At 51.6% G+C, this 13,851-nt stretch carries 18 protein-coding genes; 14 read left to right on the forward strand and 4 right to left on the reverse strand.

What is annotated here, in order from left to right; all coding sequences use genetic code 11:
- Positions 1 to 557 precede the first annotated feature (557 nt).
- The 8 genes from BQ5353_RS11070 to BQ5353_RS11105 all read left to right on the forward strand — a co-directional run bounded on the left by BQ5353_RS11070 (position 558) and on the right by BQ5353_RS11105 (position 7,800).
- Entirely contained in the window at positions 558 to 956 is a 399-nt protein-coding gene (locus tag BQ5353_RS11070; RefSeq protein WP_054332547.1) for a plasmid mobilization protein, read from the forward strand.
- Positions 928 to 2,550, forward strand: coding sequence for a relaxase/mobilization nuclease domain-containing protein (locus BQ5353_RS11075; RefSeq protein WP_054332546.1), 1,623 nt, complete (start codon positions 928 to 930; stop codon positions 2,548 to 2,550). The genes BQ5353_RS11070 and BQ5353_RS11075 overlap by 29 nt, the downstream gene beginning before the upstream one ends.
- Positions 2,551 to 2,734: 184 nt before the next feature.
- Complete coding sequence (locus BQ5353_RS11080) at positions 2,735 to 2,947, forward strand: hypothetical protein (RefSeq protein WP_005927784.1); 213 nt, start codon at positions 2,735 to 2,737, stop codon at positions 2,945 to 2,947.
- A complete protein-coding gene (locus BQ5353_RS11085; RefSeq protein ID WP_071428242.1) occupies positions 2,937 to 3,680 on the forward strand; it encodes a phage replisome organizer N-terminal domain-containing protein in 744 nt (247 codons plus the stop codon). Before BQ5353_RS11080 ends, BQ5353_RS11085 begins: the two co-directional genes overlap by 11 nt.
- On the forward strand, positions 3,677 to 4,531 hold the full coding sequence (locus tag BQ5353_RS11090) for an ATP-binding protein (protein WP_071428243.1): 855 nt from the start codon (positions 3,677 to 3,679) through the stop codon (positions 4,529 to 4,531). The genes BQ5353_RS11085 and BQ5353_RS11090 overlap by 4 nt, the downstream gene beginning before the upstream one ends.
- On the forward strand, positions 4,528 to 4,716 hold the full coding sequence (locus BQ5353_RS11095) for a transposon-encoded TnpW family protein (protein ID WP_002569233.1): 189 nt from the start codon (positions 4,528 to 4,530) through the stop codon (positions 4,714 to 4,716). Before BQ5353_RS11090 ends, BQ5353_RS11095 begins: the two co-directional genes overlap by 4 nt.
- Before the next feature lie 111 nt (positions 4,717 to 4,827).
- Positions 4,828 to 6,438, forward strand: coding sequence for a recombinase family protein (locus tag BQ5353_RS11100; RefSeq protein WP_054332544.1), 1,611 nt, complete (start codon positions 4,828 to 4,830; stop codon positions 6,436 to 6,438).
- 93 nt (positions 6,439 to 6,531) lie between these two features.
- Positions 6,532 to 7,800: a hypothetical protein gene (locus BQ5353_RS11105; protein WP_071428244.1), complete on the forward strand. Its 1,269-nt coding sequence runs from the start codon at positions 6,532 to 6,534 to the stop codon at positions 7,798 to 7,800.
- 44 nt (positions 7,801 to 7,844) lie between these two features.
- Here BQ5353_RS11105 and BQ5353_RS11110 read toward each other — a convergent pair whose 3' ends face one another.
- From BQ5353_RS11110 to BQ5353_RS11120, 3 genes are all read right to left on the reverse strand, one after another.
- On the reverse strand, positions 7,845 to 9,881 hold the full coding sequence (locus tag BQ5353_RS11110; protein WP_071428245.1) for a recombinase family protein: 2,037 nt from the start codon (positions 9,879 to 9,881) through the stop codon (positions 7,845 to 7,847).
- A 588-nt stretch (positions 9,882 to 10,469) separates the two neighbouring features.
- Positions 10,470 to 11,084 (reverse strand): hypothetical protein, encoded by a 615-nt coding sequence (locus tag BQ5353_RS11115; RefSeq protein ID WP_071428246.1) that lies wholly within the window; start codon positions 11,082 to 11,084, stop codon positions 10,470 to 10,472.
- Positions 11,085 to 11,352: 268 nt separating this feature from the next.
- Positions 11,353 to 11,715: a helix-turn-helix domain-containing protein gene (locus BQ5353_RS11120; RefSeq protein ID WP_071428247.1), complete on the reverse strand. Its 363-nt coding sequence runs from the start codon at positions 11,713 to 11,715 to the stop codon at positions 11,353 to 11,355.
- A 182-nt stretch (positions 11,716 to 11,897) separates the two neighbouring features.
- On the opposite strand from BQ5353_RS11120, the gene BQ5353_RS12480 reads away from it, so the two are divergent.
- Both BQ5353_RS12480 and BQ5353_RS13530 read left to right on the forward strand, forming a co-directional pair.
- The gene (locus BQ5353_RS12480) at positions 11,898 to 12,119 is read left to right on the forward strand and encodes a helix-turn-helix domain-containing protein (protein WP_233424518.1); all 222 of its coding nucleotides are present in this window, start codon (positions 11,898 to 11,900) and stop codon (positions 12,117 to 12,119) included.
- Positions 12,120 to 12,161: 42 nt separating this feature from the next.
- Complete coding sequence (locus BQ5353_RS13530; protein WP_071428248.1) at positions 12,162 to 12,392, forward strand: Thoeris anti-defense Tad2 family protein; 231 nt, start codon at positions 12,162 to 12,164, stop codon at positions 12,390 to 12,392.
- On the opposite strand, the gene BQ5353_RS11130 is transcribed toward BQ5353_RS13530, so the two are convergent.
- Positions 12,381 to 12,791 (reverse strand): DUF2513 domain-containing protein, encoded by a 411-nt coding sequence (locus BQ5353_RS11130; protein WP_071428249.1) that lies wholly within the window; start codon positions 12,789 to 12,791, stop codon positions 12,381 to 12,383. The genes BQ5353_RS13530 and BQ5353_RS11130 overlap by 12 nt on opposite strands.
- 96 nt (positions 12,792 to 12,887) lie before the next feature.
- Between BQ5353_RS11130 and BQ5353_RS11135 the strand changes: the two genes are divergently transcribed.
- From BQ5353_RS11135 to BQ5353_RS11145, 4 genes are read left to right on the forward strand one after another with little or no spacing between them, the layout of a single operon-like run.
- Entirely contained in the window at positions 12,888 to 13,094 is a 207-nt protein-coding gene (locus tag BQ5353_RS11135) for a hypothetical protein (protein ID WP_071428250.1), read from the forward strand.
- Complete coding sequence (locus tag BQ5353_RS11140) at positions 13,091 to 13,375, forward strand: hypothetical protein (RefSeq protein WP_071428251.1); 285 nt, start codon at positions 13,091 to 13,093, stop codon at positions 13,373 to 13,375. Before BQ5353_RS11135 ends, BQ5353_RS11140 begins: the two co-directional genes overlap by 4 nt.
- Entirely contained in the window at positions 13,369 to 13,542 is a 174-nt protein-coding gene (locus tag BQ5353_RS12910; RefSeq protein ID WP_162273138.1) for a hypothetical protein, read from the forward strand. Before BQ5353_RS11140 ends, BQ5353_RS12910 begins: the two co-directional genes overlap by 7 nt.
- On the forward strand, positions 13,532 to 13,804 hold the full coding sequence (locus BQ5353_RS11145) for a hypothetical protein (RefSeq protein ID WP_143117231.1): 273 nt from the start codon (positions 13,532 to 13,534) through the stop codon (positions 13,802 to 13,804). Before BQ5353_RS12910 ends, BQ5353_RS11145 begins: the two co-directional genes overlap by 11 nt.
- Positions 13,805 to 13,851 lie beyond the last annotated feature (47 nt).

Below are 13,851 nucleotides of genomic sequence, written 5' to 3' on the forward strand. Positions count from 1 at the left end.
TAGCGGTACACGAAGCAGTAAATCCGAAAAAGATTTGCTGCTTTTTTTGCGCCCATTTTTGGCAAATTTCCAAAAGTTCCGTATTAGACAGTGAAGCCAAAAAAGGTTGCCGTTTTTTTCAGACAGCGGGCAAAACACCGTTTCCAAAACGCCTTATTGTCGGGAAAGACCGAGCTGCCGGAAAAGTTCTTGCCGGAAAGTCCGTCATTTTTGCTTTTTGCGGTGTTGTAGGGAGTAAGGGGGAGAATGCCAGCCCGCTGCCTTTTATAAAAAAACTGGTTATAGATTTCCCGAAAAAGTGGCAGTAGCAAGTGAACGGCAGTCCGGCAGTTTCTTAGAGCAAGGTTCTACCGCAGTACCAAAATTCGCTTTTCACTCATTTTGCCCCTGCGGGAATCTTGTTGGGGAGTGCCTTCCCCAAACCCTGCTAATGCGGCTTACGCCGCTTAAAAATCCCTCAAAATAATTTTTCGGATTTTTCAAAAACAGTTCCACTTTACACCCCGTTTTTCTCCTATTAGTGAGAGGACACCACGCACAGAAAGGAGGTTTTTACCATGCGAAAACGATATAACACGCCGCACCGCAGCCGGGTAGTCAAGACACGCATGACCGAGGAAGAATACGCCGAGTTTGCGGAAAGGCTTTCTGCTTACAACATGAGCCAAGCCGAATTTATCCGGCAAGCCATAACCGGGGCAGCCATACGCCCCATCATAACCGTTTCCCCCGTCAACGACGAGCTGCTTGCCGCTGTCGGGAAGCTGACCGCCGAATACGGCAGGATCGGCGGCAACTTAAACCAGATAGCCCGAACGCTGAACGAGTGGCACAGCCCCTACCCGCAGCTTGCCGGGGAGGTACGGGCGGCGATTTCCGACCTTGCTGCCCTAAAGTTTGAAGTCTTGCAGAAAGTGGGTGACGCTGTTGGCAACATTCAAACATATCAGCTCTAAAAATGCCGACTATGGCGCAGCGGAAGCCTACCTCACATTTGAGCATGACGAGTTTACCATGAAGCCCACCCTTGATGAAAACGGGCGGCTGATACCGAGGGAGGATTACCGCATTTCTTCCCTTAACTGCGGGGGCGAGGATTTCGCTGTTGCCTGTATGCGAGCCAATCTCCGCTATGAGAAAAACCAAAAACGGGAAGATGTGAAAAACCACCACTATATCATCAGCTTTGACCCACGGGACGGGACAGACAACGGCTTGACCGTAGACCGGGCGCAGGAGCTGGGCGAGCAGTTCTGCAAGGAGCATTTTCCCGGACACCAAGCCCTAATCTGCACCCACCCGGACGGGCATAACCACAGCGGCAATATCCATGTGCATATCGTCATCAACTCCCTGCGGATTTATGAAGTCCCGCTTCTGCCCTACATGGACAGACCCGCCGACACACGGGAGGGCTGCAAGCACCGCTGCACCAACGCCGCTATGGAATATTTAAAGAGTGAAGTCATGGAGATGTGCCACCGGGAGGGGCTTTACCAAATCGACCTCTTGAACGGCAGCAAGGAACGGATAACCGAACGGGAATACTGGGCGGCAAAGAAAGGGCAGCTTGCCCTTGATAAAGAGAACGCTGCCAGAGAAGCCGCAGGACAGCCGACCAAGCCCACCAAGTTTGAAACGGACAAGGCGAAGCTGCGCCGGACGATACGGCAAGCACTTTCCCAAGCTGGCAGCTTTGACGAGTTTTCTTCCCTTTTGCTGCGGGAGGGCGTGACCGTCAAGGAGAGCCGGGGGCGGCTTTCCTACCTCACGCCGGACAGGACAAAGCCTATCACAGCCCGGAAGCTGGGGGACGATTTTGACAAGGCTGCTGTCCTTGCCCTGCTCACGCAGAACGCCCACAGGGCCGTCGAACAGACCACAGCCATACCCGAATACCCCCACACCCAAAAGGGACGCTTGCGGGAGGAAAAAGCCGCAAAAACCACCCCGGCAGACAACACCTTGCAGCGCATGGTTGACCGGGAAGCCAAGCGAGCCGAGGGCAAGGGCGTGGGCTATGACCGCTGGGCGGCAAAGCACAATCTAAAGCAGATGGCGGCTACTGTTACCGCCTACCAGCAGTACGGCTTTTCTTCCCCGGAGGAACTGGACGAAGCCTGTTCTGCCGCCTATGCCGCCATGCAGGAAAGCCTTACAGAGCTGAAGCAGGTGGAAAAGACGCTGAACGAGAAAAAGGAGCTGCAACGGCAGGTACTTGCCTATTCCAAGACCCGCCCTGTCCGGGACGGGCTGAAACAGCAGAAAAACGCCAAAGCAAAAGCAGCCTACCGACAGAAGCACGAAAGCGACTTTATCATAGCAGACGCAGCCGCCCGTTATTTCAAAGAGAACGGTATTTCCAAGCTGCCAAGCTATAAAGCCCTGCAAGCAGAGATTGAAAGCCTTATCAAAGAGAAAAACAGCGGCTACAACGATTACCGGGCAAAACGGGAGGAATACCGCCGCTTACAGACCGTCAAGGGCAATATCGACCAGATTTTACGCCGGGAGCGCAAGCCTGTGAAAAGGCAGGAACAGGAGCGATAAAAACCACCCCAAAATGTACCCGAACCCATACAGAACAAGGGGGCTGCCCCGTACCCTACCCGCGATACCAAAGGATTTTTTAAGGGACTTACAGGGCAGAAAAACCCCGAAAATGATACCGAGATGATACAGAATTACCGCCGATACCGTCACACCAGCGGAAACGGCAGAAAGGAGCGCACCCATGCCAAGAATGAGCAAGAAACGGCGGCTGGAATGGTCTTTTTTCCTGCGGCAAGTGAAAGTCGGGAATACCACCTGCGACCGTATCACATACAACGACCTCTGTCGGGGCTGTACCCATAGCTGCAAGCAGAGCTTCCGGGCGGTTATCATACTCTGCCCCCGCTACTACTCCAAACGCCGGAAAAAGGAGGACAGGGACAATGGCAGATAACCGCAAATATTACTACCTCAAGCTGAAAGAGAACTTTTTTGACAGCGACTCCATTGTGCTGCTGGAAGATATGAAAGACGGGATTTTATACTCCAATATCCTCTTGAAGCTGTACTTAAAATCGCTGAAAAACGGCGGGAAGTTGCAGCTTGACGAGCATATCCCCTACACAGCGCAGATGATAGCAACACTGACCCGCCACCAGATAGGGACGGTTGAGAGGGCTTTAGAGATTTTCCGGCAGTTGGGGCTTGTGGAGCAGCTTGACAGCGGGGCTTTCTATATGACCGATATTGAGCTGATGATAGGACAGTCCTCTACCGAAGCCGAGAGGAAACGGGCTGCAAGGCTGGAAAACAAGGCACTTTTACCGCCCCGGACAAAAGGCGGACATTTGTCCGACATTCGTCCACCAGAGATAGAGTTAGAGAAAGAGATAGAGATAGAAAAAGAGAGAGAGGGAGAAACGGGACACCCCGCCCCCGCTGCTTATGGCAGATACAACAATGTGATACTGACCGATACAGAGCTTTCCGGGCTGAAAACAGAGCTGCCCGACAAGTGGGAGTATTACCTTGACCGGCTTTCCTGCCATATCGCTTCCACCGGGAAGCAGTACCAGAGCCATGCAGCCACCATTTACAAGTGGGCGCAGGAGGACGCTGCCAAAGGCAAGGCTGCCCCGAAACAGGGCATACCCGATTATTCATGCAAGGAGGGCGAGAGCTTATGAAAAACGAGATTGAAGCTATGATTACGGACATTACAACCACTACCGCCGAAGCGGAGGACTACACAGGCGAGGACGGGCTGTTATACTGCGGCAAGTGCCATACGCCCAAAGAAGCCTACTTTGCAGAGGGAAAGACTTGTTTCGGGCGTGACCGCCACCCAACAGACTGCGACTGCCAGCGGGCAGCCCGTGAAAAACGGGAAGCCGCTGAAAGCCGACAGAAGCACCTTGAAACAGTAGAGGACTTGAAACGCCGGGGCTTTACCGACCCCGCTATGCGGAAGTGGACATTTGAGCATGACAACGGCAGAAACCCGCAGACCGAAACCGCCCGCTTTTATGTGGAGAGCTGGGAAACCATGCAGGCTGAAAATATCGGCTACCTGTTCTGGGGCGGCGTGGGGACAGGAAAAAGCTACCTTGCCGCTTGTATCGCCAACGCTCTTATGGAAAAAGAGGTTGCCGTCTGCATGACAAACTTTGCAACAATACTCAATGACCTTGCCGCCAGCTTTGAGGGCAGGAACGAATATATTTCCCGCCTTTGCAGCTACCCTCTGCTGATACTTGATGATTTCGGTATGGAGCGAGGGACAGAATACGGGCTGGAACAGGTTTATAGCGTGATTGACAGCCGTTACCGAAGCGGCAAGCCGCTGATCGCCACGACCAACCTCACGCTGGAGGAATTGCAGCACCCGCAGGACACGCCCAACGCCCGTATCTATGACAGGCTGACTTCCATGTGCGCCCCCGTCCGCTTCACGGGCAGCAACTTCCGAAAGGAAACCGCACAGGAAAAGCTGGAACGATTAAAGCAACTGATGAAGCAGCGAAAGGAGAGCCTATGACAGAAACGAAACAGACAAGCACCACCAAAACAGACCGCCGCCCGGACTGTGTAACGGAAATCCGCATGGGCAACTCCGTCCTTACCGTTTCCGGCTTCTTCAAGCAGGGCGCAACCGACACCGCAGCCGACAAGATGATGAAAGTGCTGGAAGCGGAAGCTGCTACACAAAAAACGGCGATTTGACCGACCATAAAGAAGCAGATTTGACGCTTTTGCCGCTATACAGACAGCCGCCCCATGTGGTACAATCAAGGTACGGAATAGTGGGGCTGGCTGTCGGAAACGGAGGATTTTATGTTAAGACAGACCAACCAACAACCAATTACCGCCCTTTACCCAAGACTTTCCCATGAGGACGAGCTGCAAGGCGAGAGCAATTCCATTTCCAACCAGAAGCGTATCCTTGAAACCTATGCAAAGCAGAACGGCTTTTCCAATCTGCGCTGGTACACGGACGACGGTTATTCTGGTGCGAACTTTCAAAGACCCGGTTTTCAAGCCATGCTTGCGGACATTGAAGCCGGAAAAGTCGGGACAGTTATCGTAAAGGATATGTCGAGGTTAGGGCGAAACTACCTGCAAGTGGGAATGTACACGGAAATGATTTTCCCACAGAAAGGTATCCGCTTCATCGCTATCAATGACGGAGTGGACAGCGCACAGGGCGACAATGATTTTGCCCCGCTGCGGAATATCTTTAACGAATGGCTGGTGAGAGATACGAGCAAGAAAATCAAAGCAGTAAAACGCTCAAAAGGCATGAGTGGCAAGCCCATCACAAGCAAGCCTGTGTATGGCTACCTCATGGACGAGGACGAAAATTTTATTATTGACGAGGAAGCCGCACCCGTAGTCAAGCAGATATACAACCTCTGCCTTGCCGGGAACGGTCCGACCAAGATAGCCCGTATGCTCACAGAGCAGCAAATCCCCACGCCGGGGACGCTGGAATACCGCAGGACGGGCAGCACCCGCCGCTACCACCCCGGCTATGAGTGCAAGTGGGCGACCAATACCGTAGTGCATATCCTTGAAAACCGGGAATACACAGGCTGTCTGGTAAATTTCAAGACAGAAAAGCTCTCTTACAAAGTCAAGCACAGCGTAGAAAATCCCCCGGAAAAGCAAGTGATTTTCGAGAACCACCACGAGCCTATCGTAGACACCCAAACATGGGAACGGGTGCAGGAGCTACGCAAGCAGCGTAAACGCCCCAACCGCTATGATGAAGTGGGCTTGTTCTCCGGCATACTGTTCTGTGCGGACTGCGGCAGTGTCATGTATCAGCAGCGATACCAGACGGACAAGCGCAAGCAGGACTGTTATATCTGCGGCAACTACAAGAAACGCACCCATGACTGTACGGCGCACTTTATCCGCACCGACCTCTTGACCGCTGGTGTACTCTCCAATCTGCGGAAAGTGACAAGCTATGCGGCAAAGCATGAAGCCCGGTTTATGAAGCTCTTGATTGAGCAGAACGAGGACGGGGGCAAACGCAAGAACGCCGCCAAGAAAAAGGAACTGGAAGCCGCCGAGAAACGCATAGCCGAGCTATCCGCTATCTTCAAGCGGCTGTATGAGGACAGCGTGACCGGGCGCATATCAGACGAGCGTTTTACAGAACTGTCGGCAGACTATGAAGCAGAACAACGGGAACTGAAAGAAAGAGCCGCTGCTATCCAAGCGGAGCTTTCCAAAGCACAGGAAGCCACCGTGAACGCAGAAAAGTTTATGAATGTTGTCCGGCGGCATACCAGCTTTGAAGAACTTACCCCTACTCTGCTGCGGGAGTTTGTAGAGAAAATCGTTGTGCATGAGTGTAGCTATGACGAGAACAAGACCCGCAGACAGGACATTGAGATTTATTATTCTTTTGTTGGCAAGGTGGACTTGCCCGAATAACCGCCCGCCCTATCCGACACAATGCGCAAGTGCCGGATAGGAACGGCAAAATTTTTTACACTTCTATTACTTCTTTATCGCACATAAGTAATCTTGGCCGGGGTCTATAACCTAAATCAGGCGGTCCGCACCGGCAAGGTGGATGCCGCCCACGCCCTGGACCAGCTGGCCAGCGGCCTCACCGGTTCCGGCATTATGGCTTTGGGGTTCTTCCTCTCCAAGCTGGGGCTCTTTACCGGCGGGGCGGAGGAGGACAAAAAGAAGGAGGCCTACGACCGGCAGGTCTCCGGCTGGCAGCCTTACGCCCTCAGGCTGGGGGATGCCACCTATACATTGGACTGGCTGGCCCCCACCAGCTTGCCGTTTTTCACCGGCGTCGCTTTGCAGCAGGAGCTGGAACAGGGTTCCCTGGGCCCGGAAGCAGCCTGGGAGGCAGTTCTGTCCCTGACCAACCCCATGGTGGAGATGTCCATGCTCTCCGGCCTGGACCGGGCCATCCAGTCGGCCAGTTACGCCCAGAACAACGGGGGCAATGCCATCCAGGCCTTCGCCGTCTCGGCGGCGGAGAGCTACTTCGGCCAGGCGTTCCCCACCGCCTTTGGGCGGGTCAACCGCATCCTGGACGGCACCCAGCGCAACACCTATTACAAAGACAAAAACAGCCTGGTTCCCGGCGATTTGCAGGCGGCCTTCCGGTCGACTGTTTTACAAAAGGGAATCCCCGGGGGGAGCAAGTACATCGAGCCCAAGCTGGACGTCTGGGGCCGGGAGCAGAAGGCCCCCTTGGGGGAGCGGGTCATTGAGAACCTGGTTTCTCCCGGCTATTATTCCAAGTCCAAACAGGACAAGGTGGACAAAGAGGTGCTTCGCCTCTACCACAAGCTGGGGGACAACGGGGTAATCCCCAACGCCTCCCCTCAGAAGTATATCCAGAGGGATGGCAAGCGCCACGACTTCTCCGCCAAGGAGTACACCGCTTACACCCGGGAGCGGGGGCAGCAGTCCCACCAGATCCTGGAGGATTTCCTGGGCAGCCGGGAATGGAAGAAGCTCTCCGACCGGGAGAAGGCGGCCATGGTGGAGAAAGCCTATGGCCTGGCCGACGAGCTGGGCCGGAAAAAGGCGGTACGCAGTTACCAGTACGACAGAGCCACGGCCAAAGCGGTGGAGACCTGCAAACAGGCGGGCATCGCCTATGGGGAATATCTGCTGGCCAAACAGGCAGCCGACCAAAACGGCAACGGCAGCGTCACCAAGGACGAGGCCAAGGCTTACCTGGATTCCCGAAGCGACCTGCGAAAATCCCAGAAAGCGAGCCTGTTCAGCGCCTTTTCCACCGCCAAGCAAAACCCCTATCAATAACAAAAAAGCCCCGCCTCTCCACAATCGGAAGGGCGGGGTATTGTTTATTCGGTTTCAATACAGAAAAGGCAGGGGGACAGGCCAAGCCTTTTGGCCTCATCCAGCGAACATGTGCTTACCGTTCGGAATCCCTCGAGCCGGTCACAGATAGGGGCGTGATAGCAAGGACTTTCCTGTAAGGAGTAAAAAACAAGATGGTTTTGATAAAGCCGGACGGTTTTACGCAGTTTGGCTTCTTTGCTGGCATGGGAGATACTGCTCTTGTGAAGGGCATCTGCCAGTTCTTTTTCAGCTTCTAAGTCCTCTTGGCAAGTGGAAAGAGAGTACCCCAAATATGCTGTGGACAAGGCGAGAACAGCACAGGCGACCGCAGTCCCTTGGAAAGAGGGTTCCACAGCCCTTTTTTCGGTGGTTTTACCGGTGTAATTGGGGTAGAAGATTCCATCATAATGGGTTATAATGCGGGTTATTGTAAAAAGAAAAAGAACCCGCCTAAACACATTGTTTAAGCGGGTTTTTCTTGGCGGAGAGAGACTGCTCCCCCTCATATCCTTAAAATCAATGAGACCGGTCAGATCCTCCTGGTTGGGGTTTAGCACCAGCTTTATTTCATACTGCTTGCCTTTGGGATCGTCAGGGGTGTGGGGGAGGTCATACAGGTATACCCGATCCACATACCTTTGGATTACGGATTTTTGAGCTTCTTCCGACAAATTCTTAATATCAAGGAAATTTTTGAAGTAGTCTTTCAGCTGCTCCAAGTCCATCCGTTGGTCTGGGATATCCTCTAGCGCAGCCCTCTGCACTTGCAAGGTGTCCTTACGGAGCCGTTGTTTTTGCAGTTCATCTTGCACGGCAGGATCGTCAATTCCCTTCATGATTGCCCGCACCAGGTTGGATATATTTTTCTCGGTCTCTACCAGCTGTTGATCCAAGGCTCTGGCCGTTGCACCCTGCTGGTCATCTGAGTAGGTGGAAAAAGCAGCCTCTGCCATAGCATCTACACTCTGCTGGCTAAAAGCCATTTGATTTAAGGCATCCAGCACCATCTCCTCCACCAGCTCCTTGCGGACGGCAGCTTTGGTACAGGTCCCTTTCCGTTTGGCGGCGTTACAGACATAATAAAAATAGGTTCGACCATCATACCCTCTTTTTTCTCCTACCATCTTGTGACCGCATTCTCCACAGATCAGCTTCCCAGTGAGGAGATAATTAGTGGTTGCCTTCCCTTTTGCTGTCATATGCCGATTCGCCTCCATTGCTTTCTGTACAAACTCAAAGACGTCCCTGTCTACAATAGCGGGGCATTGGCCCTCTGCTCGGATATACTCCGTTTTGTATTTATGCCGGTCAGAGCGGGGGCCTTTCCCTTTAGGAGTGGATTTGTCAAAGGTATAGACCCCGATGTATTTCTCATTTTTGAGGATATCATAGAGGGAGTTTTTCCCAAACTGGCCGCCTCGCTTCGTCCGGTAGCCTTCGCGGTTAAGCCGGTCAATGATCGCCCCATAGCCAAACCCGCCGGCATACATGTCAAAGATGATCCGCACCGCCTGGGCCTCAAACTCGTTGATGACCAATTTTTTGGTCTCGGGGTCGAGGTCATATCCCAAAGGAGGGCGGCCGCCGGTACTCCTGCCCTTGTAGGCGTTTTCCTTCAGACCTTTCATAACTTCGGTGGCCAGGTTGGCACTGTAAAACTCATTCATTCCCGCAATAACGTAAAGCATCAGCCGGCCTTCTGGGGAATCGTCCAACCGCTCGGTGACGCTGACCAGCTCCACGCCGTACTGGGCCAGTTGGCCTTTGTAGTTGAGGGTATCAAGGCCGGAACGGCTGAACCGGTTTAGTTTGTGGACCAGGATCACTTCAAACTCCCTGCGGGAGGCATCCTCCATCATGCTCATCCATTGGGCCCGGTTGGCGGTGGTGCGCCCGCTTTCGGCCCGGTCTGCATAGACCTTTTCCACCTCATACCCATAGCGCTGGGCAAAATATTTGCAGGCCCTCACCTGGGCATCGATGCTCTCGCCCCGCTGCAAATCCGAGGAGTAGCGGGCATAAATGACAGCCTTTTTCACTTGGCACACCTCCCAGTGTATAAAAAACGAATTATCGTAAAAATTCGACAAAATCAGAAAATGGGAAGATCATCGGGAATTTTGGGGCAATGCCAACCATACTGCACAAAAACAACAGAAAACCCATGTATAAATGACGAAATTCAACGAATATATTCAAAGAAAAACAAAAAATATTCAATTTGTCGAATTATTCGACAGGTTTCGACTTGAAATAAAAGACAAAAATAGTAAAATAAAGACAACAAGCACCGGTGCGAATGAGCAAGCGCAGCTCAATGACGGAAAGAGGGTGATGCCGCCAAACTGGTGGCGATACCAACACATCACCTAAAAAGTTTGACAGTGACATCATCGTAGGGACAGCTTAGGGGGTCTTACTTTTTAGCAGTAAGGGGAGACTTACCTTGCCAAAAAAGAAAGGTAGCTCCGAACCCGACAGACGAACCGCCCCACTACTACAACTTTTACAACATTTGACACCATCGGAGCGACGGCTCATGTGCGGCAGAGCCAAAGGCAAACGCCGCCAGCCGGCAAAAGAATAGCTTCAAGGCCCCTTGCCACCCTGGCAGGGGGCTTTTATTGTTATAGGCCACTATCAGCTTTTGGCATAGGATATTCCTTGCTTTGTACGTTGATGGTACATTCTACTTTGCCATTGTCCCCTTTGAGGGTACACTCAAATTCCGTGTCGTCAGTTTCCCATTTTGAAATATATTCCAAATCTCCAATGGATAGGGCATGGTTGGGATCATTAAAAAATGTGCGATCATGCCAAATGAGTTCATCCGTAGTTGGTTCTCCATATTTTTCAGTCAAACCAGCTTTATATGCTTTGTAATCTTGGACATATAGTGACACAGAGGAATGTGATTCAGTATGTAGAACAACACAAGTGCATAACTGGAAGTTATAATCAAAAATATACATCAAGGTGGAATTCAGACCACACACCAATTGATCTTCATATATAATAATTCGAGATTTTTCGTTGCTATAGCTTGGTTCATGTTGTTCCGACGCAACAACATCTTCCTTGCTCATTCCCCATTTGACATTTCGAAAAACAGTGCTGTCTTCTGCTTGGCTTGTCGATAGGGAAGAGGCGCCTTGGTTATTGCCGGCCGCTCCATCCCCATTCCCGCAGGCAGAAAGGAGCACCGCCACAATACATGCCAAAGCAATAAGTCTCTTTTTCATATTTCACCCTCCAACACATATAGAAATAATTGTACACTTTTTGTCGATTTTTACTCTTGAAACAAGAACACTTGTTCTAATATAATGGAACCATAAAGAGCAGCGCACCCACCAGGGTGGCCAGCCGAATCGAAAAATGTGAGAGGGAAGAGGGTGGAATGAATGTCAGATACACGGCTGTCAGGGGAAATGGGGAAGCGGCGCAAAGTTTTGCTTACCGCCCTTTTTCAACTGAGGCGAAACCTATCCCAAAAGGAGCGGGAAGAGCTTATGGCTTTTTCTTCGAATCCCGCTTGGCGATCAGGTACTGGCCATAGTTCAGAAGATCCTCCAACTCATCGTCGGAAAAATCCTTGATTAGCTCGTAGAACTCCCGGGTCTCCGGATCTTCCAGCAACTTGGCAAGCTCGTCCTCTTCGGGGGGGACGGGCTTGTCTTTTTGATTTGACCTCCCCAGAAGAAAGTCTGTAGTAACTCCAAAAAAATCCGCAATTTTCAGTAGTGTTTCATAGTCAGGGAAACGCTTACCAGTCTCATATTGGCTTAGGGTGCTGAATCCAATATTCAATTTTGTGGCCAGCTCTTTTTGCTGGATATTTTGGCTTTCTCGAAGCTCGCGGATTCTCAACATGGGAACATCACATCCTTATCCTTATCATAATTCACAATATGTTACATTACAATTCTAATTCACAAAAAGTGAAAAATAAAGAAAAAATTTAAAATTTCCCTTGACATTTCTCGGATTGTGAATTATAGTATAGTCAAAGAGATTCACAAAATGAGAAATATGAAGAAGGGGGTTCACATATCTTGAACTCAAAATCATGGCTTGCAGCACTACGTCAAGAAAAAATGGCAAACCAAAGTGAAGTGGCATATGAGGCCAAAATTTCAGTCAGCTATTATTCGATGATTGAAAGTGGCAAACGTCGACCAAGTACAGGAGTGGCCCAGCGCATCGCCCAAGTCCTCGGCTTCGACTGGACCTTGTTCTACAGCGACCCAGGCGAACCCCAACAGCGGGGGGCATAAAAATAGCCGCCCATAGCGGGGCGGCAGAAAGGAGGGATGGCAATGTATATCCATGAGGCTGTTGCTTCGTGCGGTTTAGAAAAACCCTTCATCACTCGAAAGCGGTGGATGTATCTCACACCAAATCCTTGTAAGGGCGCACCGGTGAAGATTCAACCGACCAATTCGCCAGATGGATGCATCGTTGAGAGCGTAACAGGGAAAATCCCCCACAGGAGATGGACACCCACAGCGGAGGACTTGGTGGCAGATGACTGGATTTTAGTTGGATAGAAGGTTGTTTATATAAGCAGTAGTAATTCCTTCGGCTATTTTTGAAAGCATCTGTAGACCGAAGTTACCAACTTTTCCAGCGATGCTGACGGTTTTATCCCAAACCGTATCCGATCGGATTTTTTCTAGGAATTCATGGCCTATAAAGGTGATGTAATTCACGCGGCATATATACAGACCATCGCCAGACCATTTAGCAGTCATGTTCAAGTAACCGCCCTCTTGAAGCTTCTCTAGGGTGTAGTAGATTACTTCTTGTGGATAGTTCGGAAGGGCTTCCCGAATATTAGGTAGCCATACACCGGTGAATTCCACATTGTCTTTCTCATTGGTGATTATATATGGAACTGATTCAAGATAGAGCATGACATCGCGAACGCAATTATAATCCAATTTCACAAAAACACCCCTTTCTTCTCCATCCTACCACATGGAAAAGAAGGTACGCAATACAGAAAAACGCCCATAGCGGGGCGGCAGGGGAGGGAAAACCACATGCCCAATTATCACGAAACCCCGCCTCCAAGAGGGGGCGAAGTCCTATTTAGGGACAAGCATGGCAACATCTGCACCGGCATTATGTTCCCCGATGGCACTCCGGTGAGAGAGATCGACCTGCCGCCATCCCTCATCCGCATCATTGCGGAGGCGGCCATACCTCTTATTGAGGAGGATATCCGCACAGGGAGGTTCCCAAAATGAATGCGATCCAAGAATGGTTGATCGAGGCAAAAGAGCTTTTGCGATCCTGGGACCATATGGATGTGCTCGTAGAACGGGTGCGGTTGACTCTGGAAGATGGCTCAATCTACCTGGTAACCGACCGGGAGACCGGGCAGAAGTACATAGTAACCGGAGATTCCGCGTCAGAAGCTAAAGCATATGTCAGCCTGCTGTTGGGGTTGAAGCCCAACAACAACTCCAAGAGGCTGCGCGGCCAAACCATCCGGAAGAAGTTAAAAAAGGAGCTGGAAAAATGGTAGCAACCTGCACCCGCTGCGGGCTTGTGTGGAACGTAAGCGCGAAAGCGGCCCTCCCTCCAGGAGGATATGTCTGCCCGAACTGCCGCCACCACCTGCCGGACTACAGCGGGAAAAAGATGGTTCACCCCTACTGGACTGGGAAAGGAGGCATCAACCGTGAGAAGTGATTGGACAACCTTGGACAGCTGGCTGTTCCTCGCCGCCCTGCTCTATATCCTGGGGGTAGCGGGGGGATTAGAGGCCGGGGCCCTCTCCTTTGGGGAGTGGGCTGTACATACCTTGGGTGGCTTCGCCGCCACCCGCGCCATCTACCGGAAAGGAGCGCTCTACTATGGCCGTCTGTTGGACAAGCATCTACCCCTCCCCTTGTTTCGGGTGCGAAAAGCGCCCCTGCGGGACCACCTGCGAAAAGGTAGCCGCGTGGCATAACAAGATCGAGGGGTTGAAATCCGCCGAGCGGGAGGGCCTCCAACAAG

Source organism: Merdimmobilis hominis (assembly GCF_900104615.1).
GTDB lineage: Bacteria > Bacillota > Clostridia > Oscillospirales > Ruminococcaceae > Merdimmobilis > Merdimmobilis hominis.

Bases quoted from the DNA above. Each gene is read 5' to 3' on its own strand.
- BQ5353_RS11070 (WP_054332547.1), top strand. From the start codon at position 558: ATGCGAAAACGATATAACACGCCGCACCGCAGCCGGGTAGTCAAGACA.
- BQ5353_RS11080 (WP_005927784.1), top strand. From the start codon at position 2,735: ATGCCAAGAATGAGCAAGAAACGGCGGCTGGAATGGTCTTTTTTCCTG.
- BQ5353_RS11085 (WP_071428242.1), top strand. From the start codon at position 2,937: ATGGCAGATAACCGCAAATATTACTACCTCAAGCTGAAAGAGAACTTT.
- BQ5353_RS11090 (WP_071428243.1), top strand. From the start codon at position 3,677: ATGAAAAACGAGATTGAAGCTATGATTACGGACATTACAACCACTACC.
- BQ5353_RS11095 (WP_002569233.1), top strand. From the start codon at position 4,528: ATGACAGAAACGAAACAGACAAGCACCACCAAAACAGACCGCCGCCCG.
- BQ5353_RS11100 (WP_054332544.1), top strand. From the start codon at position 4,828: ATGTTAAGACAGACCAACCAACAACCAATTACCGCCCTTTACCCAAGA.
- BQ5353_RS11115 (WP_071428246.1), bottom strand. From the start codon at position 11,084: ATGAAAAAGAGACTTATTGCTTTGGCATGTATTGTGGCGGTGCTCCTT.
- BQ5353_RS11120 (WP_071428247.1), bottom strand. From the start codon at position 11,715: ATGTTGAGAATCCGCGAGCTTCGAGAAAGCCAAAATATCCAGCAAAAA.
- BQ5353_RS13530 (WP_071428248.1), top strand. From the start codon at position 12,162: ATGTATATCCATGAGGCTGTTGCTTCGTGCGGTTTAGAAAAACCCTTC.
- BQ5353_RS11135 (WP_071428250.1), top strand. From the start codon at position 12,888: ATGCCCAATTATCACGAAACCCCGCCTCCAAGAGGGGGCGAAGTCCTA.
- BQ5353_RS11140 (WP_071428251.1), top strand. From the start codon at position 13,091: ATGAATGCGATCCAAGAATGGTTGATCGAGGCAAAAGAGCTTTTGCGA.
- BQ5353_RS12910 (WP_162273138.1), top strand. From the start codon at position 13,369: ATGGTAGCAACCTGCACCCGCTGCGGGCTTGTGTGGAACGTAAGCGCG.